This window comes from Hydrogenophaga sp., from assembly GCF_036675665.1.
GTDB lineage: Bacteria > Pseudomonadota > Gammaproteobacteria > Burkholderiales > Burkholderiaceae_C > Hydrogenophaga.
In genome coordinates, this window is record NZ_JAKFEO010000031.1 from 94,152 (window position 1) to 118,576 (window position 24,425).

The 24,425-nt window shown below is 66.3% G+C and carries 19 protein-coding genes; 12 read left to right on the forward strand and 7 right to left on the reverse strand.

The genetic code is table 11. The features are described from left to right. The first annotated feature begins 51 nt into the window (after window positions 1–51). Window positions 52–2,301, forward strand: a complete 2,250-nt coding sequence (locus V6M63_RS12050; protein ID WP_332742084.1) for a methyl-accepting chemotaxis protein — start codon at window positions 52–54, stop codon at window positions 2,299–2,301. Further along, window positions 2,302–8,319 carry an Hpt domain-containing protein gene (locus V6M63_RS12055; RefSeq protein WP_442909581.1) on the forward strand — a complete coding sequence of 2,006 codons (6,018 nt, stop codon included), beginning with the start codon at window positions 2,302–2,304 and terminating at the stop codon, window positions 8,317–8,319. It abuts the gene before it with no gap. Window positions 8,320–8,322: 3 nt separating this feature from the next. On the opposite strand, the gene V6M63_RS12060 is transcribed toward V6M63_RS12055, so the two are convergent. After that, window positions 8,323–9,492, reverse strand: coding sequence for a DSD1 family PLP-dependent enzyme (locus V6M63_RS12060; RefSeq protein ID WP_332742085.1), 1,170 nt, complete (start codon window positions 9,490–9,492; stop codon window positions 8,323–8,325). Continuing rightward, window positions 9,485–10,132, reverse strand: a complete 648-nt coding sequence (locus V6M63_RS12065) for a histidine phosphatase family protein (protein ID WP_332742086.1) — start codon at window positions 10,130–10,132, stop codon at window positions 9,485–9,487. Before V6M63_RS12065 ends, V6M63_RS12060 begins: the two co-directional genes overlap by 8 nt. 104 nt (window positions 10,133–10,236) lie before the next feature. Here V6M63_RS12065 and V6M63_RS12070 point away from each other — a divergent pair, with 104 nt between their 5' ends. After that, the gene (locus tag V6M63_RS12070; protein ID WP_332742088.1) at window positions 10,237–12,606 is read left to right on the forward strand and encodes a hybrid sensor histidine kinase/response regulator; all 2,370 of its coding nucleotides are present in this window, start codon (window positions 10,237–10,239) and stop codon (window positions 12,604–12,606) included. Window positions 12,607–12,633: 27 nt separating this feature from the next. Here V6M63_RS12070 and V6M63_RS12075 read toward each other — a convergent pair whose 3' ends face one another. From V6M63_RS12075 to V6M63_RS12095, 5 genes are all read right to left on the reverse strand, one after another. Beyond that, window positions 12,634–13,335 (reverse strand): hypothetical protein, encoded by a 702-nt coding sequence (locus V6M63_RS12075; RefSeq protein WP_332742090.1) that lies wholly within the window; start codon window positions 13,333–13,335, stop codon window positions 12,634–12,636. A 45-nt stretch (window positions 13,336–13,380) separates the two neighbouring features. Beyond that, window positions 13,381–14,301 (reverse strand): tRNA 2-thiocytidine(32) synthetase TtcA, encoded by a 921-nt coding sequence (gene ttcA / locus V6M63_RS12080; protein ID WP_332742092.1) that lies wholly within the window; start codon window positions 14,299–14,301, stop codon window positions 13,381–13,383. A gap of 17 nt (window positions 14,302–14,318) precedes the next feature. After that, window positions 14,319–15,506: an ATP-binding protein gene (locus tag V6M63_RS12085; RefSeq protein ID WP_332742093.1), complete on the reverse strand. Its 1,188-nt coding sequence runs from the start codon at window positions 15,504–15,506 to the stop codon at window positions 14,319–14,321. A gap of 182 nt (window positions 15,507–15,688) precedes the next feature. Next, the gene (locus tag V6M63_RS12090) at window positions 15,689–16,063 is read right to left on the reverse strand and encodes a dihydroneopterin aldolase (protein ID WP_056268080.1); all 375 of its coding nucleotides are present in this window, start codon (window positions 16,061–16,063) and stop codon (window positions 15,689–15,691) included. Window positions 16,064–16,078: 15 nt separating this feature from the next. Continuing rightward, a complete protein-coding gene (locus tag V6M63_RS12095; RefSeq protein WP_332742095.1) occupies window positions 16,079–16,870 on the reverse strand; it encodes an SDR family oxidoreductase in 792 nt (263 codons plus the stop codon). A gap of 29 nt (window positions 16,871–16,899) precedes the next feature. Here V6M63_RS12095 and V6M63_RS12100 point away from each other — a divergent pair, with 29 nt between their 5' ends. The 9 genes from V6M63_RS12100 to V6M63_RS12140 all read left to right on the forward strand — a co-directional run bounded on the left by V6M63_RS12100 (window position 16,900) and on the right by V6M63_RS12140 (window position 24,425). Beyond that, complete coding sequence (locus V6M63_RS12100) at window positions 16,900–18,012, forward strand: class I SAM-dependent methyltransferase (RefSeq protein WP_332742096.1); 1,113 nt, start codon at window positions 16,900–16,902, stop codon at window positions 18,010–18,012. A gap of 2 nt (window positions 18,013–18,014) precedes the next feature. After that, window positions 18,015–18,209, forward strand: coding sequence for a DUF2905 domain-containing protein (locus tag V6M63_RS12105; protein ID WP_332742098.1), 195 nt, complete (start codon window positions 18,015–18,017; stop codon window positions 18,207–18,209). A 54-nt stretch (window positions 18,210–18,263) separates the two neighbouring features. Continuing rightward, entirely contained in the window at window positions 18,264–18,707 is a 444-nt protein-coding gene (gene trxC, locus V6M63_RS12110) for a thioredoxin TrxC (protein WP_332742099.1), read from the forward strand. Between the two features lie 90 nt (window positions 18,708–18,797). Next, the gene (gene glk, locus V6M63_RS12115) at window positions 18,798–19,778 is read left to right on the forward strand and encodes a glucokinase (protein ID WP_332742100.1); all 981 of its coding nucleotides are present in this window, start codon (window positions 18,798–18,800) and stop codon (window positions 19,776–19,778) included. Window positions 19,779–19,928: 150 nt separating this feature from the next. Then, window positions 19,929–21,245, forward strand: coding sequence for an ABC transporter substrate-binding protein (locus V6M63_RS12120; RefSeq protein WP_332742102.1), 1,317 nt, complete (start codon window positions 19,929–19,931; stop codon window positions 21,243–21,245). 51 nt (window positions 21,246–21,296) lie between these two features. Then, window positions 21,297–22,175 (forward strand): carbohydrate ABC transporter permease, encoded by an 879-nt coding sequence (locus V6M63_RS12125; RefSeq protein WP_332742104.1) that lies wholly within the window; start codon window positions 21,297–21,299, stop codon window positions 22,173–22,175. Then, window positions 22,165–23,025: a carbohydrate ABC transporter permease gene (locus V6M63_RS12130; RefSeq protein WP_332742105.1), complete on the forward strand. Its 861-nt coding sequence runs from the start codon at window positions 22,165–22,167 to the stop codon at window positions 23,023–23,025. Before V6M63_RS12125 ends, V6M63_RS12130 begins: the two co-directional genes overlap by 11 nt. A gap of 5 nt (window positions 23,026–23,030) precedes the next feature. After that, on the forward strand, window positions 23,031–24,116 hold the full coding sequence (locus V6M63_RS12135) for an ABC transporter ATP-binding protein (protein ID WP_332742107.1): 1,086 nt from the start codon (window positions 23,031–23,033) through the stop codon (window positions 24,114–24,116). Window positions 24,117–24,173: 57 nt separating this feature from the next. Further along, window positions 24,174–24,425, forward strand: coding sequence for a hypothetical protein (locus V6M63_RS12140; protein WP_332742109.1), 252 nt, complete (start codon window positions 24,174–24,176; stop codon window positions 24,423–24,425).

Genomic DNA, 24,425 nt, shown 5'->3' on the forward strand with positions numbered 1-24,425 from the left:
GGTTGATCAGACCGATCTTTTCTCATTTGTTTTCTGTTGGAAGGTGTTTACATGGCCACGCTTGATCGATTCCAGGGACTGTTCAAGAAAAAAGCCGATGATGAACGCGACCTGTCCACAGTGACCGACCAAGAGGCCGCCGAACTGGCCGCTGCCCGCTTGGCTCCCGATCCTCAGGCGGATGACTATTCCGGCAATCTGCTCATGGCCGACGATGAAGGTTCCGAGCAGTCCGGTTTGATCTCGGTGCCCTTGCTGGGGCGCCGGCCTGCGGAGCAACACCAACGCACGCTCGCCGTGTTGCTGGCTTTTGGTCTGGTCGTGCTCGGTGCGGTCACCTTCTTCGTCTTGAGCCAGACCGAGAAAGTCAGTCAGCAGTTGGCCGCCAGCGGTCAGGCGCTGATGCAGTCGCAGCGTCTGGCGAAGAGCGTTTCCCAGGCCTTGATCGGCAGCCCTGCAGCCTTCCCCGAGGTGCGTGACAGTTCTGACGTGTTGTCGCGCAGCCTGCGAGGCCTGAAGCAAGGCGATACCGACATGTCCATCGACGCCTTGGGCCCTGAGTACGCCGCCCGACTCGACGAACTGCTGCCGCGGATTGACGCGGCTGAAGGCAATGCGTCCGCGGTGCTGGCGCAGGAAAAGATCCTGACCCAGGTGGGCAACGCTTTGCGCACCATCAACCGGCAGTCGTCGGACCTGCTGGAAATCGCCGAAACCATTTCTTCGCTCAAGCTGCAGCAAAACGCGCCGGCTGCGGAAATTTCCGCGTCCGGCCAGCTCGTGATGTTGACCCAGCGCATCGGCAAGTCGGCCAACGAGTTTCTGACGCTTGAAGGCGTGAGCCCCGAGGCGGTGTTCCTGCTGGGCAAGGACTTGAACACGTTCAAGGAAATCTCGGAAGGTTTGCTCAACGGCAGCGAAGAACTTCGCCTGGCTGCGGCCAGAGACGAACAAGTGCGCGAGCGTCTCGGTGCATTGCTGAAACTGTACGAACAGACGAGGGTGGAAGCGGGCGCCATTCTGGGCAACCTGCAAGGTCTGGTGTCAGCCCGCGAGGCACAGGCCAGCATCATTGCCGACAGTGAGCCGCTGCGTCTGGGTCTGCAGAACCTGCAGTCGGAACTCACCTCGCGTTCGGGGCTGAGCGGCGGCGAATTCGGCGCCTTGCTCTTTTCGGCGCTCTTTGCCCTGTTGTGCGCCGGTGGTCTGGCTTATGTGCAGCTGCAGGAAAGCCGGCAACGTCAACTGACGGCGGAATCGCAGCGTCTGGCGGCCGAGTCGCTGGAGCAGGACGCCAAACGCGTCAACGACGCCAACCAGGCCGCCATTTTGCGTTTGATGAACGAACTGCAAACGGTGGCCGAAGGTGATCTGACCCAGGAAGCCACGGTGACCGAAGACATCACCGGTGCCATTGCCGACTCGGTGAACTACACGGTGGAAGAGCTTCGCTCGCTGGTGGGCAACGTGCAGGCCACGGCCACGCGCGTTGCGCAAACGACGTCGGCGGTGGAAAACACGTCCACCGAACTGCTGGCAGCCTCCACCGAACAGCTTCGGGAAATTCGCGAAACGGGTCAGTCGGTGCTCGACATGGCACAGCGGATCAACCAGGTGTCGGGTCAGGCGCAGGAGTCGGCCACGGTGGCCCGTGCTTCGCTGCAAGCGGCCGAGTCGGGTCTGCAGGCGGTGCAGGACGCCATCGGAGGCATGAACTCGATTCGCGATCAGATTCAGGAAACCTCCAAGCGCATCAAACGGCTGGGTGAGTCGTCGCAGGAGATTGGTGAGATCACCGAACTGATTTCCGACATTACCGAACAGACCAACGTGCTCGCACTGAACGCCGCCATCCAGGCCGCGTCGGCCGGTGAAGCTGGCCGAGGCTTCTCGGTGGTGGCGGAAGAGGTGCAGCGACTGGCCGAGCGCTCTGCCGATGCGACACGACAGATTTCGGCGCTGGTGAAGGCGATTCAGACCGACACGCAGGACGCGGTGGCCGCCATGGAGCGCTCCACGCAGGGCGTGGTCGAGGGAGCGAAGCTCTCCGACAACGCCGGTACCGCTCTGTCCGAGATCGACCGCGTTTCGCGCCGGCTGGCCGAGCTGATCGAGCAGATTTCCAACGCGGCGTCGCGAGAAGCCGATTCCGCCAACGAGGTGGCGGGAAACATCCAGCACATTTTCGCCGTGACGGAGCAGACCGGGGAAGGTACCCGCTCCACGGCGCAGCAGGTGCGTGAGCTCTCGGTGATGGCAGAAGAACTTCGCCAGTCGGTGTCGCGATTCAAGATCGCCTGATTGCCCCAGTCGGACCCTTACTCCAAGATCAACATGCTCGACACCGCTACCGACAGTCCGCAGATGGATCCACCTGTCGCCGACCTCGGTCCGTTGGCATGGGTGTTCGACGAGTTGCGCAAATCGCTTGATGGCGCCAACAAGGCGATCAAGCGGTTTGTGCGTGAGACGGAACAGTCGCGCATGGACGACCTGCAGGCGGTTGATCCGGCCTCGCTGCGTCAGGCGCGTCAGCAACTGCATCAGGCGGTTGGTGCTCTGGAAATGGTGGGTCTGGGCGCGCCCGCCCACGTGCTTCGAGCCATGGAGGCGGCGGTTCAGCGGTTTGTCCAGCGACCACAGAGCTGCAATGAAGAGGCAGCGGCAAAGGTCGAGCGCGCCAGCTTCGCCCTGGTGGAATACCTTGAAGCGGTTCTGAACAACAAGCCGGTGCAACCCGTCGCCTTGTTCTCCCAATACCGCGAAGTGCAGGAGCTGGCTGCGGCCGAGCGTGTGCATCCTGCCGATCTGTGGCCGTTCGATCACCACGGCGTGGACGTGGCGGCCCCAGCCGACCGGGCGCCGCTCGAATGCAATGCGGCCATCCGTTCCTTGTTTGATCGCCTGGTGTTGCTGGCCGTCAAGACGGAAAGCCAGGCGGCGGTACAGCAGTTGGTGAAGATCAGCGCTGGACTGTCTGCGGGAGCGGTGGATACCCGAGCCCGAACCTTCTGGCGTGTGGCAGCCGGCTTCTTTGAAGCGGTTGCGCACCGTCTGTTGCCCACCGACGTCTATGTCAAACGGGCTTTTTCGCGGATCCTGATGCAGTTCGTGACCTTGTCGCAAGGCAAGTCGCAGGTATCGGAAACACTGCTGCACGATCTTTTGTTTTTCTGCGCCCAGCCGCATGAGGTGTCCAGTCAACTGGCGCCGCAGCTGGCAGCCGTCCGACAGGCCTTTGGTTTGGGCGCCGTTGAGGCGGTCGACTATCACGTGGCCACACTCGGCCGCTATGACCCGGCAGTCCTCGCCCAGGCGCGCAAGCGCATCAATGCGGCCAAGGAGGCTTGGTCGCTGTATTCCGGCGGTGACGCCAGCCGGGCACGTCAGGTGGCCGATCAGTTCGGCTTGATTGGCGACTCGCTGCTCAAGTTGCATCCCGCCAGCAAAGTGCTGGCCCAGGCCTTGGTGAAGGCGGCAGACCATGCGGTGCGCGAGCCCGGTGGTGTGAGTCCTGAACTGGCGATGGAAGTGGCCACCACCACGCTGTACCTCGAAGCGGCCTTTGAGGATTTCGACCCCCGCGCGCCCGAGCTCACCGAGCGCACGCAGGCGCTGGCCGATCGCCTTGAAGCCGTGATGGCCGGTCAGTCGGCACAACCGCTGGACACCTGGATGGAGCAGCTGTACCGCCGGGTGAGCGATCGCCAGACCATGGGCAGTGTGGTGGGGGAACTCAAGGTGTCCCTGGGGGAGGTTGAGAAGTCGCTCGACCAGTTCTTCCGCACACCGCAGGAAAAAGCGGGCTTGCACGTCGCCGTCTCGCAGATGGCTCAGATGCGTGGCGTGCTGTCGGTGCTGGGGCTGGAGCAAGCGGTCCATGCCGTCACCCGCATGCGCACCATGGTCGAACAGATCCTCGACACGGAAGTGGACGAGGCGTTGGCGCGCGAAGCCGGTACGTTCCAGCAGTTGGGCAACAACCTGAGTGCCATGAGCCTGCTGGTGGACATGCTCAACTACCAGCCGAATCTGGCCAAGAAGTTGTTTGTCTTTGACGAAGACAAGGGTGAGTTGCTCCCGCTCATGGGACGCACGATCAATACGGAGTTGCGCCACCCGCCAGTGCACGACGAGGCCCGCGCCATCAGCGATGGCGTGCAGCAGGTCGTCAACGAAGTCCAGGGCGGCATGAACCTGGTCGATCTGAGCCAGCAGCTCGATGCATTGGCCGAGCAGGCCACGCTCGCCGAGCAGTCGGGTGTGGCGCGTGCTGCGCGTGAGGCGGCTGGCGCGGTGGTCGGGAACGATGCGGCGGCGGGTGCACAGGCTTTGGTGGGGCTGTCCGAAGCCTCTCTCGCGGCCCATGAGCGCGAGCCGGTCGACGCCACCGGTGAAGACAACGACGAAGACGATCTGCTCGACATTTTCCTGGAAGAAGCCCGGGAAGTGGTGGGCAATGGCCTGGATGCGATTGCACAGTTGCGCGTGCAACCGGGTGATCTGGAGCACCTCACCACCCTGCGTCGCGCGTTTCACACCCTCAAGGGCAGTTCGCGCATGGTGGGACTGGAGGAATTCGGCCAGGCGGCATGGTCCATGGAGCAATTGGTCAACACCGTGTTGGCCGAGCAACGGCCTGCAGGCCAGCCATTGCTGATGCTGACGGAACAAGCCATGACCGACTTTGGTCGGTGGGTGAATGACATCTCGGCGCGGCGCGAAGAGCACTGGAAGGCGCAGCCCTTCAAGGCCAGTGCCGAAGCGCTGCGCGACCAGGGCCTTTTCCTGCCACTGACGCATGCGGCCGCGCCCGAAGGTGTGTCTTCGCCAATCGAAGAAGAACCTCTGTTCGACGTGGTGGCGCCGGAGGCATCCGCTGCCGCTGCCTCCGAGCCTGCTGTCCTGGAGGCCGCTGAAATGGCGCCTTCCCCTGTCGAGGCCCTTGATGCTGCGCCGTCGGACGTGGACTTCGATCTTGGCGAGTTGGCGGACGTCGATGATCTGCCTTCACAGGAGGAGGCGACTGAAGAAGCCATTCAGATCGACACCGCGTTCCTCGACTTTGAACCACCATCGCCTTCAAGTGAATTGCCTGCTCCAGAGCAGATGCTCGCGGACATCGACTTCGGCAGCCTGGCGGCTTTTTCGTCGAGCGAAGCCGCCAAGGCTGAAGAAGCCGATCCCTTGCCAGCGGCCGAAACCGTGCCGTTGCTCGAAGAGCCGATGGCACTGGATCCAGATACCGCTGCGCAGGCGCCCGATCCGGTGGAGAGCCCTGAACAAGTCGCCGAGACGGACATGCCCGATGAGCAGACGCGGGTGATTGGTTCACTGCGCATCGGCCTCAAGCTCTACAACGTGTACCTCAACGAGGCGGACGAGTGGTCGCGCCGCTTGTGCACGGGGCTGGCCGAATGGGCGCTTGAGCGTCACGAGCCCGTGCCGGAGCAATCCGAAGCACTGGCACACTCGTTGGCCGGCAGCTCTGCCACGGTTGGCTTCCAGTCGCTGTCGGACATCGCCCGAGCCCTTGAGCATGCGCTCGGGTCGGTGGGTCTTCATCAGCGGGCCGGCGCCTTGGCCACCGCCGAGCAGGCCAAGTTGTTCGTTGATGCATCCGAAGACATTCGCCGGCTTCTGCATCAGTTTGCTGCCGGCTTCCTCAAGGAGCCCGATCCACAACTGATGGACGCGCTGTACCGGGTGGTCCACGATCCGGTGCCTGACGAATCCCCGCTGCACACCGATGACTTGTCGGTCATGGATGAGCCGGTCATCGAGACGCCGGTGCCCGAAGAACCGGTGCTTGCCCAGCCGGAGGTCGCTGCGTCGAGCCTCGCACCATTGACGACTTTCGACCTGCCTGCCCTGGTCGAAACCACGATCGATTTTGTTCCCCCCCACGCCGACACCCACCGCATTGAACATGCCGCGGTGCAGGACATCGACGACGACATCGATGTGCTGGACACGATCGACATCGATCTGTTCCCGATCTTTGCGGAAGAAGCCCAGGAACTGCTGCCCCAGCTCGAAGGCGCGTTGCGTCAATGGGTGGCGCGCCCGGACAACGGCAGTGCCCGATCGGAAGTGCTGCGCAATCTGCACACGCTCAAGGGCAGTGCGCGTCTGGCAGGCGCGCTGCGCCTGGGCGAGATGGTTCACCGCATGGAAACCACGGCCGAGCGACTGGGCTCCGACGTGCAACGCAGCGCCGACCTGGAGCCCTTGCAGTCCGCGTTTGATGCCATCAGCGCCCGTTTCGACGTGCTGCGTCGCCAGGATCCCGAGTCCGTCGATGTGGTGCAGACCGCTCCCGAGCAGATCGTGTCCGGGCCGGTTGCAGCCCTGGCGCCACCAGCCACCGACGGGGCACCGGATCTGTCCACCGAAGTCGTTGCGGCGCGGGGCATGGAAGGGCTCACCATGCCGGTGGCGCCCACGGTGTTGCAGGCCCGTGCGGGGGCTGCGGTGCGCGTGCGTCCCGAGTTGCTCGACCGCCTGGTCAACCAGGCCGGCGAGGTGATGATCACCCGCTCGCGCATGGAGTCCGAACTTGTGACGCTGCGGGGTTCGCTGAAAGATCTCACGGGCAACCTGGACCGCCTGCGTGGCCAGTTGCGCGACATCGAGCTGCAGGCCGAGACACAGATGCAGTCCCGCCTGGCCCAGGCGCGTGACGCAGATCAGTCGTTCGATCCGCTCGAATTCGACCGGTTCACCCGCGTGCAGGAGCTCACCCGCATGATGGCGGAGTCGGTGAACGACGTGGCCACCGTGCAGCGCAACCTGCAGCGCGCGGTGGAATCGACCGAAGACAGTCTGGTGGCCCAAGGCCGGCAGACCCGCGAGTTGCAGCGCGATCTCTTGCGCACGCGCATGGTGGAATTCGAAGGCATTTCCGAGCGGCTGTACCGTGTGGTCCGGCAAGCGTCCAAGGAAACCGGCAAGCAGGTTCGCCTGGACATCACCGGCGGCAACATCGAAATGGACCGTGGCGTGCTCGACCGCATGACCGCTGCGTTCGAACACCTGTTGCGCAACAGCGTGGTGCACGGCATCGAGACGCCCGAGGCCCGTGTGGCCGCCGGCAAGTCGGCCGAAGGTCAGATCGAAATCACGCTGGCGCAGGAACTCAACGATGTGTCGGTGGTGTTCGCCGATGACGGCGCCGGGCTGGATCTGGCGCGCCTGCGCGAGAAGGCGGCCGCGCTGGGTCTGGTCACGCCCGACGCAGACATCAGCGATGCGCACGCCGCCCAACTCGTTTTCGAGCCGGGCATCAGCACAGCGCGTGAAATATCCGAGCTGGCCGGCCGGGGCATCGGCATGGATGTGGTGCGCAACGACGTCGTCGCACTGGGTGGCCGCATCGAGACCGCCACCCAGGCCGGACAAGGCACCAACTTCAAGCTGGTGCTGCCGCTGACCACGGCGGTGACGCAGGTGGTGATGCTGCGCGCCGGCGCGCTCACCCTGGGCGTGCCGTCCAACCTGGTGGAGCTGGTGCGTCGCGTGAGCAACGACGAACTGAGCAAGGCCTACGCGAGCGGTTCGCTGATCGTGGCGGGCGAGGAAGTTCCGTTCTTCTGGGCGGGCGCCTTGCTGCAGTCGTCGGTGCAATCGTTGGAGAACAAGGGCCGCACGCTGCCGGTCATGATTTTCCGAAGTGCCGCCCAACGGATGGCCATGCACGTGGATGAGGTCCTGGGCAACCAGGAAGTCGTGGTGAAGAACCTGGGCTCACAGCTCTCGCGCCTGCCCGGTCTGGCCGGCATGTCGGTGCTGGCCTCGGGTGCCGTGGCCCTCATCTACAACCCGGTGGCCCTGGCCACGGTGTATGGCGAACAGGTTCGCAGCTGGGTGGCCAGTCGGCAGAAGGCCGCGCTGGCCATGCCCGAGGACGCACCGGCACCCATGGAGATGGCCGCCAATGCCGTGCCCTTGGTCCTCGTGGTCGACGACTCCATCACCGTGCGCCGCGTGACCCAACGGCTGCTGCAGCGCGAAGGCTACAGGGTGACGCTGGCGGCCGATGGGCTGCAGGCGCTGGAGAAGCTCCAGGCCGAGCGGCCCACGGTGGTTCTGTCCGACATCGAGATGCCGCGCATGGACGGCTTCGACCTCGTGCGCAACATCCGCAGCGATGCGCGACTGTCCGACCTGCCAGTGATCATGATCACCTCACGCATCGCGGAGAAACACCGCGAACACGCGCGTGAACTGGGTGTGGACCACTACCTTGGCAAGCCGTACTCCGAAGACGAACTGCTGGCCCTGATCGGCCACTACGCCAAAGCCACCGTCGAGGTTTGAGCGTCAGCCCAGGCAGCCGCGCGCGTCCACCCGCACGATGCGCTCCACCTGGCCCGCGGCCAGCCCACCGCGCACCCCGACCATGAAGTCGTGCAGGTTGACCGTGGGGTCGCAATGGCCCGGCACCAGCCAGACGACTTCGCCCAGCGCGGGCAGTGGATGGCTGCCGTCGGTGCGCAGCACGCCATGCTCATCACCACCGCTGGTGTAGCTCAACCCCTGGGGAAACCACACGCCGGGCATGCCGCTGTCGATGGCGTGGCTCTTGTGGCCGGCGTCGCACACCGCGTGGTCGGCGCTGCGGCTCATCACCTGGCTCTTCACGAACAAGGCGTGTTCAAACACCGGCGCCAGCGGCGTGGCCTCGTTGCTGGCGTAGTCGGCGTCCATGAACAGGTACGAGCCCACCTGCAGCTCGCCCCACACGCCACTGGTGGCCTCCAGCAAAAAGGTGCCGGTGCCTGCGCCCGTGACCAGGGGCACCTCGATGCCGGTGGCCCGAAGTGCCTCGCAGGTGGCCTGCACGGCGCGGGTGGAGGCGGCCATGGCCTTGGCGCGCTCGGCGGCCGTGCGGCGGTGCTGGGCGCCGCCGTGGTAAGCCTGCAGCCCGGCAAAGCGCAGCATCGGATGCGCTGTGATCGCCTGTGCCAGCGCCACGGCGGGCGCGCCGGGCGCGACGCCGCAGCGGCCTTGCCCCACGTCGATCTCCACCAGCACGTCCACGCAGGCGGGCGCGCTCACACCTGCAGCGCGCAAGGCATGGGCCAGACGCTCCACGCCCTGCGCGCTGTCGACGGCGATGGAAAACTTTGTCGGGAGATCGCGCACCGCCTGCGCCAGGTGCAGCAGTTTTGACGGCGCAATCACTTCGTTGCTGATGTAGACGTTGCGCACGCCCGCCCCGGCCAGCGCGAGCGCTTCGTCGGTCTTCTGCACGCACACGCCCACCGCGCCGTGGGCCATCTGCAGCTGGGCCAGCTCGGCGCTCTTGTGCATCTTGGCGTGCGGGCGCAGCCGCACGCCGTGCTCGTTGGCAAATGCCGCCATGCGCGCGAGGTTGCGGTCCATGGCGTCGAGGTCGATCACCAGCGTGGGTGTGTCAACGACCTCCACACCATGGCCGATCCAGGCCTGCGCCCGGCGCCAGCGCGTCAATGATGCGGATTCATGCATTGCGTTCATCCAGGGTTTTGCCGTGATCGGATTGCAGGTGGCTGGTGTCGGCCCAACCCACCAGGCTGAGGCCTTCGGGCGACCACAGCAGCCGGTTGACGGCGGTGTTGGTCAGCTCCCAGCTGCGCGGCGCCTGCAAGCTCAGGCGCGTGGCGGCGCGGTACAGGATGTCCAGCACGCCGCCGTGCGCCACCATGAGAATCTGCTCGCCCGGGTGGCGAGCGGCGAGTTCTTCCACGGTGGACACGACGCGCGCCTCGAGCTGCAACAGCGATTCGCCGCCCGCGGGCGCGAAGTCGGGCACCCGCTTGCGCCAGGCCAGGGACTCCTCGGGAAAGCGCTGCTCCAGCTCGGTCCAGGTGTGGCCTTCGAAACGGCCGAAACAGCGCTCGCGCAGGCCCACGTGCGTCGTCACGGTCTGGTCGCGCGTGCGGGCCACCGCCTGTGCGGTCTCCAGGGCGCGCAGCAGGTCGCTGGCGTAGCAGGCAGCGATCGGTTCGTCGCGCAGGGCGTGGGCCAGTTGGGCCGCTTGCCGGCGACCGTGTTCGTTGAGTTCGATGTCGGTGTGCCCCTGGATGCGCGTGTCGCGATTCCAGGCGGTCTCACCGTGGCGCACGGCCAGGATGCGGGTGACTTGCAAAGGGTGTCCTTGAAGGCGGGCGGAAGGCTGCAACTGTACCGGTGACGCCACTTTCGCGGGCGTTGAACACCTTGAAAACACGGGGTTGCGACACAATCCGTTGCATGACACTGGCGCCATCTCCGCCCGACGGGGATTTTTCGACCCTCTTCAATTTCCTGCCCATCGGGGCCTACCGCAGCTCGCCCAAAGGGCAGATGCTGCGCGCCAACCAGGCGCTGGTGCGGCTCAACGGTTATGCGTCCGAGGCGGAACTGACGGATGCGGTGAACGACATCGCCAACGAGTGGTACGTTGACCCGGTGCGACGCCGGGAGTTCCAGGCCCAGTTGGAGCGCGACGGCTACGTGCGCGGCTTCGTTTCGGAGATCCACCGCCACAAGACACGCGAACGTGTGTGGATCAGCGAGAACGCGCACGGCGTGCGCGATGCATCGGGTGTGCTGCTGTATTACGAGGGCACGGTGGAGGACATCACCGATCGCATGCGCGACCAGAAGGCACTGCGCGACAGCGAGGAGCAACTGAGGCTGATCACTGCCCAGATGCCGGGTGCCGTTTTCTCGGTGTTTGTGCGGCACGACGGCGAGCGCGAGTACCGTTTTCTCAGCGCCGGCGTCCGCGAGCTCTACGGTTTCGAGGCCGAAGACCTGATGCGCGATCCCGCGTTGCTCTCGCGGTACTTTCATCCGGAAGACCGGGTCATGCTGGAGCGGGACCGCCAGGCCATCATGTCGGGCGTGGTCAGTCTGGACACCGAGTTCCGTGTCGTGCTGCCGGACGGGCGCATCAAGTGGATCTGCAACCGGTCCAGCGCGGTGTCGGCCGATGAGCAGGGTTTCCTGCGCGTGGGCGTGCTGTTCGACATCACCGACCGCAAGGAAGCCGAAGCCGCCTTGCACGCCAGCGAGACGCTCTGGAAACTGGCCCTGGAGAGCGCGGGCGATGGTGTGTGGGACTGGAACATCCGCACGGGCGAGGAGTTCTTCTCCACCAGCATCAAGGCCATGTTTGGCTATGCCGACGACGACATCGCCAACCTCGCCGCAGAGCTCGACGCGCGCACCCATCCCGACGACCGGGCGCAGATGGAGCTGGACCGCGCGGCCCACTTCGAGGGGCGTTCACCGATGTACCGCAACGAGCACCGCATCCGTTGCAAGGACGGACGCTGGAAGTGGGTGCTGTCGCGCGGGGTCGTGATCGCGCGCGACAGCAACGGGTTGCCGCTGCGCATGGTCGGTACCCACACCGACATCACCGAGCTCAAGGAGGCCGAATCCCAACAGCGCGCGCTCGAAGCGCAACTGCGCGAGTCGCAAAAGATGGAGGCCATCGGTACCCTGGCCGGGGGCGTGGCGCACGATTTCAACAACCTGCTCGCGGCCATCCTGGGCAACCTCGTGCTGGCGCGCGAGGACGTGGGTGAAGACCACCCGGCGCAGGAAAGCCTGGCCGAGATCAGCCGTGCCGCGATCCGCGCACGCCAGCTGGTGCAGCAGATCCTGACCTTCAGCCGCCGTCAGACCCAGGAGATGCAGCGCCAACCGCTCAAGCCACTGGTGGAAGAAGCCCTGGGTCTGATGCGCTCGTTGCTGCCCGCCGGCCTCAAGCTGGTCGCGCGCCTGCCGTCGTCAGGCCTGCAGGTGCTGGCCGACGCCACCCAGATGCAACAGGTGCTGATGAACCTGTGCACCAACGCCTGGCAGTCCATGGAAGGCGGCTCGGGTGACATCACCGTGGCGCTGCGCGAGGTGCGACTGGATGCCTCGCAGGCCTTGCAGCTCGGAGGCCTGACCCCCGGCACGTACGCCTGCCTGAGCGTGGCCGACAACGGCACCGGCATGGACATCGAGACGCAGCGCCGCATCTTCGAACCGTTCTTCACCACCAAGGCACCCGGCGCGGGCACCGGTCTGGGTCTGGCGGTGGTGCATGGCATCGTCAAGGCACACCGGGGGGCAATCAGCGTGCACTCTCAGCCCGGCGAAGGCACGCGCTTCGATGTGTACCTGCCCCTGGCCGCTGCGGCCGATGCTGGCGAGAGCGCATCGATGGCGGTGAGCGCGGCGCCCGTGCCGATGTCCAGCGCCGTCACGGGCAAGCACGTGGTCTACATCGACGACTACGAAGCGCTGGTGTTTCTGGTCGGGCGCCTGCTGCGCAAGCACGGACACCAGGCCACCACGTTCGAATCGGGGGAAGCGGCGCTGGCCTGGATGCAGGCGAATCCCGGTGTGCACGTCGACCTGGTGGTCAGCGACCAGAACATGCCAGGCCTGTCGGGTGTGGAAACGGCCACCGAGATCCGGCGCCTGCGCCCCGGGCTCAAGATCGCCATCATTTCCGGGCATGTGAACGACCGGTTGCTGGCCGAGGCGAGTGAGGCCGGTGTGAGCGACGTGATGGGCAAGCAGGACAGCATGGACGCACTGGGCGAGGCCATTCGCGACCTGCTGGATCGCGATGCTTGAAACCTGGCCCGGGGGGTCGGCCGCTCCTCAGCGCGGCACTTCGATGTTGACCTGACGCAGTCCCTCGGGCGGCGTGGGAAAGCCGCGCAGGGCGGCATCCAGCATGGCCAGCCACAAGGCGTTGGAGCTGTTCCAGCGGCCATCGTGCGCGGCGCGGGTCTCGTACACCACCCGCCCGCTGGCCGCATGGCGAATCACCAGCGACACCTCTCGCTGGTAGTAGGGCGTGTCCATGCGCATGAAAAGCGGTGCGTAGATGATCTGGCCCGTGCCGGTCACCACGTAGTCGCGTCCCGGAAAGCCGAATCCCGGCCCGAAGCCACCACCCCAAAAGCCGTCATAAGGGCTCTCCCAAGGCGCACGGGGCAGGCGCAGCGTGGCCGCGCTGACTTCCACCGTCCAGGGCGCCGTCACGCCAGCGGCGGCTGGCGTCCAGCCCACTTTGGCGAGCGACAGGGTGGCGAGCCTTTCCAGTTCGTTTTGCCCGGCACCGCGGTTGTCTTGCTGCGACGGCAACCGCTCGAAGCGGAACACCTGGGGCGCCTGGGGAATGACCGCCGGCGTGGAGGTACCCGACGGCGTGGGGCGGTCGGCCCAGCGTGCGTAGCTCTGCACCTGGTTGTCCACCAGGTACACGCTGGCGCAACCGCTGAGCGCGAACAGGGCAAGCGCTGCAGTGCAGATCTTGAACAGGCCGGCCCAGGGGCGGGCGCAAGATGGGGTCGTCATGAAGCCTCCTTTTTCCAGGGTGGCGATCGCCGGCCCCCGGGGGTCTCAGTGCGCCGCGGAAATCGATATGACTGCGCGCGCAGGGTTTGCGTTCCCTTCGACGCCGCTTTCTTCAGGCCATGCCGGCGCCACCACGGGCAGCGGCTCGTCGTCGAACGCCTTGTCCCCGTCCTCAAAGGCCTCACCCGTGGCGTGAATGGTTTCAAACGGAAACAGCGAGCGATCCATCAGGTGGCTGGGCACGATGTTCTGCAATGCCGTGAACATGTTCTCCACACGGCCCGGGAAACGCTTCTCCCAGTCCTTGAGCATCAGCCCCACCTGTTTGCGTTGCAGGTTTTCCTGGCTGCCGCACAAGGTGCACGGGATGATGGGGAACTGCCGCACCTCGGCCCAGCGGGTGAGGTCCTTCTCGGCCACGTAGGCCATGGGTCTGATCACCACGTGCTGCCCGTCGTCGCTCACCAGCTTCGGTGGCATGCCCTTGAGCTTGGCGCCGAAGAACATGTTGAGCAGCAGCGTCTGCAGGATGTCGTCGCGGTGGTGGCCCAGCGCGATCTTGGTCGCACCGAGCTCGCTGGCCACGCGGTACAGGATGCCGCGGCGCAGGCGCGAGCACAGACTGCACATGGTCTTGCCCTCGGGGATCACGCGCTTGACGATGGAGTAGGTGTCCTGGTTCTCGATGTGGAACTTCACGCCCAGCTTGGTGAGGTAGGCCGGCAGGATGTCGGCCGGAAAGCCGGGCTGCTTCTGGTCGAGGTTGACCACGATCAGCTCGAAGCCGATGGGCGCGCGCGCCTGCAGTTTCTGCAGGATGTCGAGCATGGCGTAGCTGTCCTTGCCACCCGAGAGGCAGACCATCACGCGGTCGCCTTCCTCGATCATGTTGTAGTCGACGATCGCGCGGCCGACCTCGCGGCACAGGCGCTTCTCAAGTTTGTGGTTTTCGTGTTCGGTGTTCATGGATGGCTCTCCAGGGCCTAACGCCAGGTGTTCCCGGGCATGATGCGTTGCATGAAGGCGGCGAACATCGGCACGGTGAATGCCGTGTCGCCGTGGGTCTGGCTCCAGACCATGCCTTTGGTGATCAAGGAGCTGCGCGTGGGTGCGAGCGACGACACCTTTTCATCGAGGCAGGCCGCGATGTCGCCCGAACGGTGCGGGCCTTCACCCAGTTCGGCCATGGCACGCAGGTACTTTTTTTCCTTGGGCGTGCAGCGGTCGAAGCGCACGCGGAAGAAGCCTTCGTCGAGCGCGGCAATCGCCGTGACACTGGCCTTGCGCACCACGTCGATGCCGATCGGGCTGGCGTCGGCGGCCAGCCAGGTGTGGCTGCCCCAGGTCTGCAGGAAGTAGGCATAGCCCTGGCTCAGGCGCAGGATTTCGTGCAGCGCGGGCGAGGTGATCGCGACGCCTTCGTCGTGCAGTGGCTTTTCGATCGCCTGCGTGGCGGCCTCGGTGGGCAGGGCGCCGATCTCGGGAAAGTCGAACAGCCGCTCGGCATACGACTTGGCATTGCCCAGCTGGCCACGCAACTGCGGCAGCCCCGCGCCGACCAGCACCACCGGCAGTTGCCGTTGCGCCGTGCGGTGCAGGGATGTGATCAGCGCGGCGAGCTGCGGTTCTTCCACGTACTGCAGTTCGTCGATGAAGATGGCCAGGGCCGTGCCTGCCGCCCTGGCGGCCAGGCCGACCTGTTCCATCAGGGCCTGCAGGTCGTGTTCGAGATCGCCGTTGTCGGCCAGGCCGGGCTCGGGCTCGAAGTCGATGCCGACCTCGATGTCGTTGTAGGTCACCTTCAGCCGGCTCGCGAAGCCGGCCAGCGCGCGCAGGCCGCGGATCGCAAACGCTTTGGCGGCTTCGGTCTGGCTCAGGCGCAGCAGGGCCTGTCGCAACTGGGGCGCGAGCAACGCGGGCAGGGACCGACCCTCCGGCGCTTCCAGCCGGACCGTGTGGATCCCGGCGGCTTCGGCATCGTCGCGAACGCGGTCGAGCAGCACCGTCTTGCCGACCCCGCGCAGCCCCACCAGCATGGCGCTCTTGGCGGGGCGGCCGATGCGCGCGCGCTCCAGCGCGATGCGCAGGGATTCGCGCAAGGCATCACGGCCGGCCAGCTCGGGTGGTGGCGTGCCCGCGCCGGGCGCGAAGGGGTTTCGAACGGGATTCATGGCGCGATTCTACTGAAATTTGGTAAGTTATAAAAAATAGATAACTTCTCAAACTTCGCTTGATTCGGTTGTCGCCGGAGCACGTGCCCCACCCCAGTAGACGTCACGGAACCGGCTCTGCCGGGCCGTAGACGTCGCCCCCTTGAGGGGGTGGCGCGAAGCGCCGTGGGGGTGAATCCGATCTACCACTGCCCGCTTTCCATCCGGATCGCCACTTCGCAGTCTTCAAAAATCTCCAGCTTGGCGATCTTCACCCGCACACCGATCACGCCGGGCATCTGCATCAGCCGGCGCGTGAGTTTGCCGATCAGGCTTTCCAGCAGGTTCACGTGTTCGGCGGTGCACTCGTCGATGATGATCTGGCGCACCTTGCGGTAGTCGAGCACGTGGCCGATGTCGTCGTCGTGCGGCAGCAGGGGTTGTGTTCCCTGGTTGAGTTCGGCGTCCACCTGGATCGGCTGCGGGGCCGATTTTTCGATGTCGAGAATGCCCAGGCTGGCGTCGAAGCGCAAACCGCTGAGTGTGAGGATCTGGGTGCCGGCGTAGGTGGCGTTCATGGGCATCGGTCCGGGTTACATGAGCGAAAAATCGCGCTCGAAGCGCATGAGGTGCTGGCCGCCGTCCACCAGCAGCGTGGTGCCGGTGATGGACGAATTGCCCAGCGCAAAGGCCACGGTGGCGGCCACGTCTTCAGGGGTTGAGGAGCGGCCCAGCGGGGACTGCTGGTGCAGGGCGGCGAACTGCTCGTCGCTCAGCAGGTGGCTGGTGAGCGTGAGGCCCGGGGCCACGCCCACCACCCGCACGCGCGGGGCGAGTGCCAGCGCCAGCATGGTGTTGGCGGCTTCCAGCGCGGCCTTGGAGAGCGTGTAGCTGAAGAAGTCCGGGTTCATGTTCCAGAGCTTCTGGTCGAGCAGGTTGACCACGGCGCCTCGGGCATCTCGGGCGCTCAGGTGCGCGTGCAGCGCCTGCGCCAGCAGCACGGCCGCGCCGGTGTTGGCCCGCAAGTGGGTTTCCATGGCGGCGAAACCGAAGCTCGCGGCGTTGTCGTTCTCGAAGGTGGAGGCGCTGTTGACCACCGCGTCGAGTTGTCCGAAGTGCGCCACCACGGCCGGCAGCAGGGCGCGCACGCTGGTCTCATCGGCCAGATCGGCGAAGAAGGTGGCGGCGCTGCCGGGGCGACCGGTGAGGGCGTCGCAGTCGGTGGCGGTGTGCTGCGCATGGGTGGCCGAGTGGCGGTGGTGCACGGCCACGTTCCAGCCGGCACGCGCCAGGGTGAGCGCGATGTCGCGGCCCAGGCGCTTGCCCGCGCCGGTGACGAGCACGGTGCGCGCTTCGGGCGCGGCAGGGGCGGACGAGGAGGGCATTGGGCGACAATCCGGGGGTGCAGACCCCCATGGCAACAGAACCGACGAGTTTAACGAGCGACCTCCTGCAGCGGGTGGTCGGGGCCATCGCACAAGCCGGGGGCTGGCTGCCGTTCGACCGCTTCATGGCGATGGCCTTGTACGAGCCCGGCCTGGGCTATTACGCCAACACCGCGCCCAAGTTCGGTCACACACCGCACGGTGGCAGCGACTTCGTGACCGCGCCCGAACTCACCCCGCTCTTTGGTCACACCCTGGCCCGCCAGGTGGCCCAGGCCCTGGACGCCACCGGCACCGACGAGGTGTGGGAGTTCGGTGCCGGCACCGGCGCCCTCGCCTTGCAGGTCATCGAAGCCCTGGCCGACCAGGGCCGGCCGCTGCGCGGCTACACCATCGTCGATCTCTCTGGCAGCCTGCGCGAGCGCCAGCGCGCCACCCTGGTGGCATACGCAGACGTGGTGCGCTGGGTGGACGCCTTGCCCGAGCGCATGGAGGGCGTGGTGCTGGGCAACGAAGTGCTCGACGCCATGCCGGTGCAGTTGCTGGCGCGCGTGGGCGGCGCGTGGTTCGAGCGCGGCGTGGCGTGGAACGAAGGCCGACTGGCCTGGGCCGATCGACCCACCGAGCTGCGCCCGCCCGTGGACGTGCCGGGCGAGCACGACTACCTCACCGAGATCCACCCCCAGGCCGAGGCATTCGTGCGCACCCTGGCCGACCGGCTGCAGCGCGGTGCGGCGTTTTTCCTCGACTACGGTTTCCCCGAGGCCGAGTACTTTCATGCACAGCGCCACATGGGCACGCTGATGTGCCACCGCGCGCACCGCAGCGACAGCGATCCGCTGGCCGATGTGGGCCAGAAGGACATCACCGCGCACGTGAATTTCACCGGCATTGCCCTGGCCGCGCAGGACGCCGGCATGGCGGTGCTGGGCTACACGAGCCAGGGCCGGTTCCTGCTCAACAGCGGCCTGCTGCAGCTCGCTCAGACCGCCGACATGCGCCAGAACGCGATGATGCAGAAGCTGCTCAACGAACACGAGATGGGCGAGTTGTTCAAGGTGGTGGCGCTGGCCCCCGCCGCCAGCGCGCAGGGCTGGCTGCCGTTGGGTTTTGAGACTGGCGACCGCACCCACAGGCTCTGACCATGATCCGCTGGATGATCGTCATCTTCCTGGCGCTGCTGCTCATCAGCTGGTTCACACCGATGCTGCGGCGCCTGGGCTTCGGCCGGTTGCCGGGCGACCTGCGGTTCAAGGCCTTCGGGCGCGACTGGAACCTGCCGTTCGCCACCACCATCGTGCTGAGCATGCTGGCCAGCCTCATCAGCTACCTGGTCTGAGCGATTGAGAGCAAGTCGCTTGCATTTCGCGCGCCGACCACCAACTGCTTGACCATGACCACCGACCTCCTGCACATCGTCTGCCCCCATTGCCACACCACCAACCGCGTGGCGCAGGCCAGCCTCTCGCAGGCGCCCGACTGCGGCAAGTGCCACAAACCGCTGTTCACCGGTCACCCCGTGGCGCTGGACGAAGCGGCATTCGACAAACACATTGCCCGCTCCCAGGTGCCGGTGCTGGTGGACTTCTGGGCGCCGTGGTGCGGCCCGTGCCGTGCGATGGCGCCGCAGTTCGAAGCCGCCGCGCGCGAGCTTGAACCCCACATGCGCCTGGCCAAGGTGAACACCGAAGAAGCACAACAGCTCGGCGCGCGGCTGCAGATCCGCAGCATTCCCACCCTCGCGCTGTTTGTGGGTGGCCGCGAAGTGGCGCGCCAGCCAGGCGCCATGGGTGCGGCGGACATCGTGCGCTGGGCGCGCTCACAGCGCGCGGGTTGACCCAGGTGGCCGCGCCGCCGGCGTCGGGCTATCATGCGCCGCTTTGCGCCGCCTGCCTGACGCGACGCGCACCACCGGAGGCACACCGCCATGTCCCCTGACGTTTCCGAGACCGGCCGTCTGCTCGCCGATGTGGGTGGCACCAACGCCCGTTTTGCCTGGCAAAGCGGTGCCGGCGCGCCGGTGACCGATGTGCGTGTGTTGGCCTGCGCCGATTTCCCCACGCTGCAGGCGGCCATGCACGCCTACCTCGAAGGCCTGGGCCGTGGTCGGCCTGCCCTGGCGGCCATCGCCATCGCCAACCCCGTCACCGGGGACCAGGTCCGCATGACCAACCACCACTGGGCTTTCTCGCAGGCGGCGGTGAAGGCCGAGTTCAACCTGGCACACCTGCGCCTGCTCAACGATTTCACCGCGCTCGCCCTGGCCCTGCCCGACCTGCCCGCCAGCGAGCTGCGCCAGGTCGGCGGCGGGGTGGGCGAACCCGACAAGGCCCGCGCATTGCTGGGCGCGGGCACCGGTCTGGGGGTGTCGGGGCTGCTGCCCGACGGCGCGGGCGGCTGGGTGCCCGTGGAGGGCGAGGGTGGCCACGTGACGCTGCCCGCGGTGAGCGCCCGTGAGCGGCTGGTGATGGACGGTCTCATGCGGATGTATGGCCGCGCCTCGGCGGAACGGCTGTGCAGCGGCCAGGGACTGGTCGACACCTTCACGCTGCTGTGCGATGCCGACGGCGTGGCCTTGAGCGGCATGAGCACGGCCGCCTCGGTGGCCGACGCTGCCTTGCACGCACGCCAGCCACAGGCGCTGGAAGCGCTGAACATGCTGTGCGCCATGCTGGGCTCGGTGGCCGGCAATCTGGCGCTCACGCTGGGCGCGCGCGGCGGGGTCTATGTGGGCGGTGGCATCGTGCCGCGCCTGGGCAGCTGGTTCGACACTTCCCCGTTTCGCGACCGGTTTCAATCCAAGGGCCGCTTTCAGACCTACCTCCAGGACGTGCCCGTGTGGGTGATCACGTCGGCGCAATCACCGGCCTTGCTGGGCGCCGCGCGGGCGCTCTCCGGCGTGCGCTGATCCCCATCGCGCCCGCGGTTTGCGGGTTTCTCCGGATGTGATCATTAATTAATTAATGAAAAATGAACGACCTCGGCGCAACCGACGTCCGTTCGGTGGATGCCTGCCGGGTCCATTCACCAGGCCACAGGCCCACCTTCGGAGACAACCATGAAATTCCCCGTCACGCTCGGTGCGGCCCTTGTGGCCGCCATGCTCGCCACCGCCTGCGGCAAAAAAGAGGAGGCCGCGCCCGTGGCCGCCACCCCGGCGCCGGCCGCGGCTCCCGCCGCTGCGCCCCAGCAGACGGTGGAGGTGCTGCACTACTGGACCTCGGGCGGCGAAGCCAAGTCGGCCGCCGAGCTCAAGGCCATGCTGGAAGCCAAGGGTCACCTGTGGAAAGACTTCGCCGTGGCCGGTGGCGGCGGTGAAAACGCCATGACCGTGCTCAAGAGCCGCGCCGTTTCGGGCAACCCGCCCACCGCCGCCCAGGTCAAGGGCCCGGCCATCCAGGAATGGGCCAACGAAGGCATGCTGACCAGCATCGACAGCGTGGCCCGGGCCGAAAAATGGGACGAGTTGTTGCCCAAGGTGGTGGCCGATGTCATGAAGTCCAAGGGCAGCTACGTGGCCGCGCCGGTCAACGTGCACCGCGTCAACTGGATGTGGGCCAACCCCGAGGTGCTGAAGAAGGCGGGTGTGGAAGGCATGCCCAAGACCTGGGACGAGTTCTTCGTCGCGGCCGACAAGATCAAGAAATCGGGCAACGTGGCGCTGGCCCACGGTGGCCAGAACTGGCAGGACTTCACGGTGTTCGAGTCGGTCGTGCTCGGCGTGGGTGGCCCGCAGTTCTACACCGACGCGTTCGTCAAGCTCGACCCCGCGGCGCTGACCAGCCCCACCATGACGAAGGCGTTCACCACGTTCCGCAAGCTCAAGGGCTACACCGACGCCGCCTCCACCGGCCGCGACTGGAACATGACCACCGCCACCGTGATCCAGGGCAAGGCCGGCTTCCAGTTCATGGGCGACTGGGCCAAGGGCGAGTTCACCGCCGCTGGCCAGAAGCCCGGTGAAGGTTTCCTGTGTGCCGCCGCGCCCGGCACGGCCAACGCCTACACCTTCAACGTCGACTCCTTCATCATGTTCAAGCTCAAGGACGAGGCCGCGCAGAAGGCGCAGGGCGACCTGGCCTCGGCGATCCTGAGCACCGAATTTCAGGAAGTCTTCAACCAGAACAAGGGGTCCATCCCGGTGCGTCTGGGCCACGACATGAGCAAGTTCGACGACTGCGCCCAGCTCTCGGCGAAGGACTTCGTGGCCACCGCCCAGTCGGGCGGCCTGGTGCCGTCGATTGCCCACGGCATGGCGGTGGAGCCGGCCAAGCAGGGCGCGATCCAGGACGTGGTGACGCAGTTCTGGAACGACGACAAGCTCAGCGTGGCCGACGCGCAGAAGCGCATCGCCCAGGCCGCGGCCGCCAAGTAAGCCAGGCTCGTGAAACAGGTGCAGGCCCTGGGGGCTTGCACCTGCCGCGCCATGAAAAACAACCTCGACCACATCCTGCCGCGGCTGGTGCTCGCACCGGCCTTCGTGCTGGGCCTGGGCTTCATCTACGGCTTCATGGCCTGGAACGGCCTGCTCTCGGTGACGGCCTCGCGCATGCTGCCCAACTACGAGCTGGTGGGGCTGGCGCAGTACGGCCGGCTGTGGGAGATGGACCGCTGGTGGGTGGCGCTCAAGAACCTCGCCATCTTCGGCGTGCTCTACGTCGGCCTCTCCATGGCGCTGGGCATTTTTCTCGCGATCCTGCTCGACCAGAAGGTGCGCGGCGAAGGCTTCATCCGCACCGTCTACCTCTACCCCATGGCGCTGTCCTTCGTGGTCACCGGCACGGCGTGGAAGTGGATCCTCAATCCCAGCGAGGGCCTGCAGAAGGTGGTGCAGGACATGGGCTGGACCAGCTTCACCTTCGACTGGCTGGTGCAGTCCGACATGGCCATCTACTGCGTGGTGATCGCCGGCGTGTGGCAGTCGGCGGGCTTTGCCATGGCGCTGTTCCTGGCGGGCCTGCGCGGCATCGACGACAGCATCATCAAGGCCGCGCAGATCGACGGTGCCTCGCTGCCCCGCATCTACCTGCGCATCGTGCTGCCCGCGCTCAGCCCGGTGTTTTTCTCCACGCTCATGGTGCTGGCCCACCTGGCCATCAAGAGCTTCGACCTGGTGATGGCGCTCACCTCGGGTGGCCCGGGTTATGCCACCGACGTGCCGGCCACCTTCATGTACGCCATGAGTTTCAGCCGCGGCCAGATCGGCCTGGGTGCGGCCAGCGCCACCATCATGCTGGCCACGGTGGCCGCCATCGTCGTGCCTTACCTGTACAGCGAGCTGCGGAGCAAACCCCATGACCGGTAACCGCAACGTGCTGGGCCGCTTCGTGCTCATGACCAGCTTGCTGGTCGGCGCCGCGTTTTTCCTCGCGCCGCTCTACGTGCTGCTCGCCACCTCGTTCAAGGACGCCGACGAGATCCGCAACGGCAATCTGCTCAGCCTGCCGGGCAGCCTCAACTTCTCGGCCTGGGGCCAGGCGTGGTCCAGCGCCTGCACCGGGGTGGACTGCAACGGCTTGCAGCCGTTCTTCTGGAACTCGGTGTTCATGGCCATCCCCGCGGTGCTGATTTCCACCACCTGGGGCGCGCTCAACGGCTATGTGCTGAGCCTGTGGAAATTTCGCGGCAGCGAGACCTTCTTCGGTCTGCTGCTGTTCGGCGTGTTCATGCCGTTTCAGGTGGTCTTGCTGCCCATGAGCCAGGTGCTGGGCTGGATGGGTCTGTCCAGCTCCATCGGCGGCTTGATCCTGGTGCATTGCCTGGCCGGCCTGCCCAGCACCACGCTCTTTTTTCGCAACTACTACGCAGCCGTGCCGGGCGAGTTGCTGCAGGCCGCCAAGCTCGATGGCGCGGGCTTCTGGCAGATTTTCCTGCGCATCATCGTGCCCATGTCCACGCCCATCGTCATGGTCACCCTCATCTGGCAGTTCACCCAGATCTGGAACGACTTCCTCTTCGGCGTGGCCTTCAGCGGCGCCGATTCCAAACCCGTCACGGTGGGCCTGAACAACCTGGCCAACACCACCAGCAGCGTGAAGGCCTACAACGTGGACATGGCCGGCGCCCTGATTGCCGCCTTGCCCACGGTGGCGGTCTACGTGCTCGCGGGCCGTTACTTTGTGCGCGGCCTGACGGCTGGCGCGGTGAAAGGTTGAACTCCATGGCTGCATCCGCCGCATCCGCGCTCGACATCCGGGGCGTGCGCAAATGTTTCGGCAAGGGCGAGCGGCAGGTCGAGGTCTTGAAGAAGATCGACATCGCCGTGGCCCCGGGCGAATTCCTCATCCTGGTCGGGCCTTCGGGCTGCGGCAAGTCCACTTTGCTGAGCATCATCGCGGGCCTCGAAGAACCCACCGAAGGCTCCATCCACATCGGCTCGCGCAACGTGGTGGGCGTGGCGCCCGCGCAGCGCGACATCGCCATGGTGTTCCAGAGCTACGCGCTCTACCCCACCATGAGCGTGGCCGACAACATCGGCTTCGCGCTGGAAATGCGCAAGGTGCCCAAGCCCGAGCGCCAGCGGCGCATCGCCGAGGTGGCCGCCATGCTGCAGATCGAACACCTGCTGGAGCGCCGGCCGAGCCAGCTCTCGGGCGGTCAGCGCCAGCGCGTGGCCATGGGCCGGGCCCTGGCGCGCCAGCCGCAGCTGTTCCTGTTCGACGAGCCGCTGTCCAACCTGGACGCCAAGCTGCGCGTGGAAATGCGCGCCGAGATCAAACGCCTGCACCAGGCCAGCGGCATCACCAGCGTGTACGTCACGCACGACCAGATCGAGGCCATGACACTGGGCAGCCGCATCGCCGTGATGAAGGACGGCATCCTGCAGCAGCTCGGCACGCCCGACGAGATCTACAACCGCCCGGCCAACACCTACGTGGCCACCTTCATCGGTTCGCCCACCATGAACCTGGTGCCGGGGCGCAGCGTGGCCGAAGCCGGCCGCGGCTTCAGCATCGCCGGTGCCGACCTGCCGCTGGCCTGCCCGGGCGCGGGCCACAGCGAGGCGCTGATGGGCCTGCGGCCCGAGCACATCACCCTGACCGACAGCGCGCCCTGGCGTGGCGAGGTGAGCGTGGTCGAGCCCACCGGTGCCGACACCTTCGTGGTGATCAAGACCGAGGCCGGCGACGTGACGGTGCGCACCGCGCCGCAGGTGCGCGTGGCGCCCGGGGACCGCGTGGGGCTGGAGGTGCAGGCGCTGCACGTGAACTGGTTCGATCCAGGCTCCGGGCAACGGATGCCCTGAGCGCGGTGCCGGCGCTAAGCTTGGCGTCTGCACCCTTCCCACACCTCAGGAGCCATCATGAGCCAGTCCACCCTGCGCATTGCCCTTGTGTTCAACCCCGAAGACCAGACCTGGATGCGCCGCGCTTCACTCGCCGTGCCCGATTTCTGGCGCGGGCACGGCGTGGCGCCGGCCGCCGGCGACGTGTTCCGGCTGGGTGGGCGTCAGTTCACCGTGCAGGGCCGGCTGTGGGAGCAGGACGGTGAAGGCACGGTGCTGCGCATCTTTGTCGGCAGCGCACACGCCGAGAGCGATTCGGTGTTCGGCTGA

Coding starts and splice junctions, on each gene's coding strand:
- V6M63_RS12050 (WP_332742084.1), top strand. CDS start 52: ATGGCCACGCTTGATCGATTCCAGGGACTGTTCAAGAAAAAAGCCGAT.
- V6M63_RS12060 (WP_332742085.1), bottom strand. CDS start 9,492: ATGCATGAATCCGCATCATTGACGCGCTGGCGCCGGGCGCAGGCCTGG.
- V6M63_RS12070 (WP_332742088.1), top strand. CDS start 10,237: ATGACACTGGCGCCATCTCCGCCCGACGGGGATTTTTCGACCCTCTTC.
- V6M63_RS12075 (WP_332742090.1), bottom strand. CDS start 13,335: ATGACGACCCCATCTTGCGCCCGCCCCTGGGCCGGCCTGTTCAAGATC.
- ttcA (WP_332742092.1), bottom strand. CDS start 14,301: ATGAACACCGAACACGAAAACCACAAACTTGAGAAGCGCCTGTGCCGC.
- V6M63_RS12085 (WP_332742093.1), bottom strand. CDS start 15,506: ATGAATCCCGTTCGAAACCCCTTCGCGCCCGGCGCGGGCACGCCACCA.
- V6M63_RS12090 (WP_056268080.1), bottom strand. CDS start 16,063: ATGAACGCCACCTACGCCGGCACCCAGATCCTCACACTCAGCGGTTTG.
- V6M63_RS12095 (WP_332742095.1), bottom strand. CDS start 16,870: ATGCCCTCCTCGTCCGCCCCTGCCGCGCCCGAAGCGCGCACCGTGCTC.
- V6M63_RS12100 (WP_332742096.1), top strand. CDS start 16,900: ATGGCAACAGAACCGACGAGTTTAACGAGCGACCTCCTGCAGCGGGTG.
- V6M63_RS12105 (WP_332742098.1), top strand. CDS start 18,015: ATGATCCGCTGGATGATCGTCATCTTCCTGGCGCTGCTGCTCATCAGC.
- trxC (WP_332742099.1), top strand. CDS start 18,264: ATGACCACCGACCTCCTGCACATCGTCTGCCCCCATTGCCACACCACC.
- glk (WP_332742100.1), top strand. CDS start 18,798: ATGTCCCCTGACGTTTCCGAGACCGGCCGTCTGCTCGCCGATGTGGGT.
- V6M63_RS12120 (WP_332742102.1), top strand. CDS start 19,929: ATGAAATTCCCCGTCACGCTCGGTGCGGCCCTTGTGGCCGCCATGCTC.
- V6M63_RS12125 (WP_332742104.1), top strand. CDS start 21,297: ATGAAAAACAACCTCGACCACATCCTGCCGCGGCTGGTGCTCGCACCG.
- V6M63_RS12130 (WP_332742105.1), top strand. CDS start 22,165: ATGACCGGTAACCGCAACGTGCTGGGCCGCTTCGTGCTCATGACCAGC.
- V6M63_RS12135 (WP_332742107.1), top strand. CDS start 23,031: ATGGCTGCATCCGCCGCATCCGCGCTCGACATCCGGGGCGTGCGCAAA.
- V6M63_RS12140 (WP_332742109.1), top strand. CDS start 24,174: ATGAGCCAGTCCACCCTGCGCATTGCCCTTGTGTTCAACCCCGAAGAC.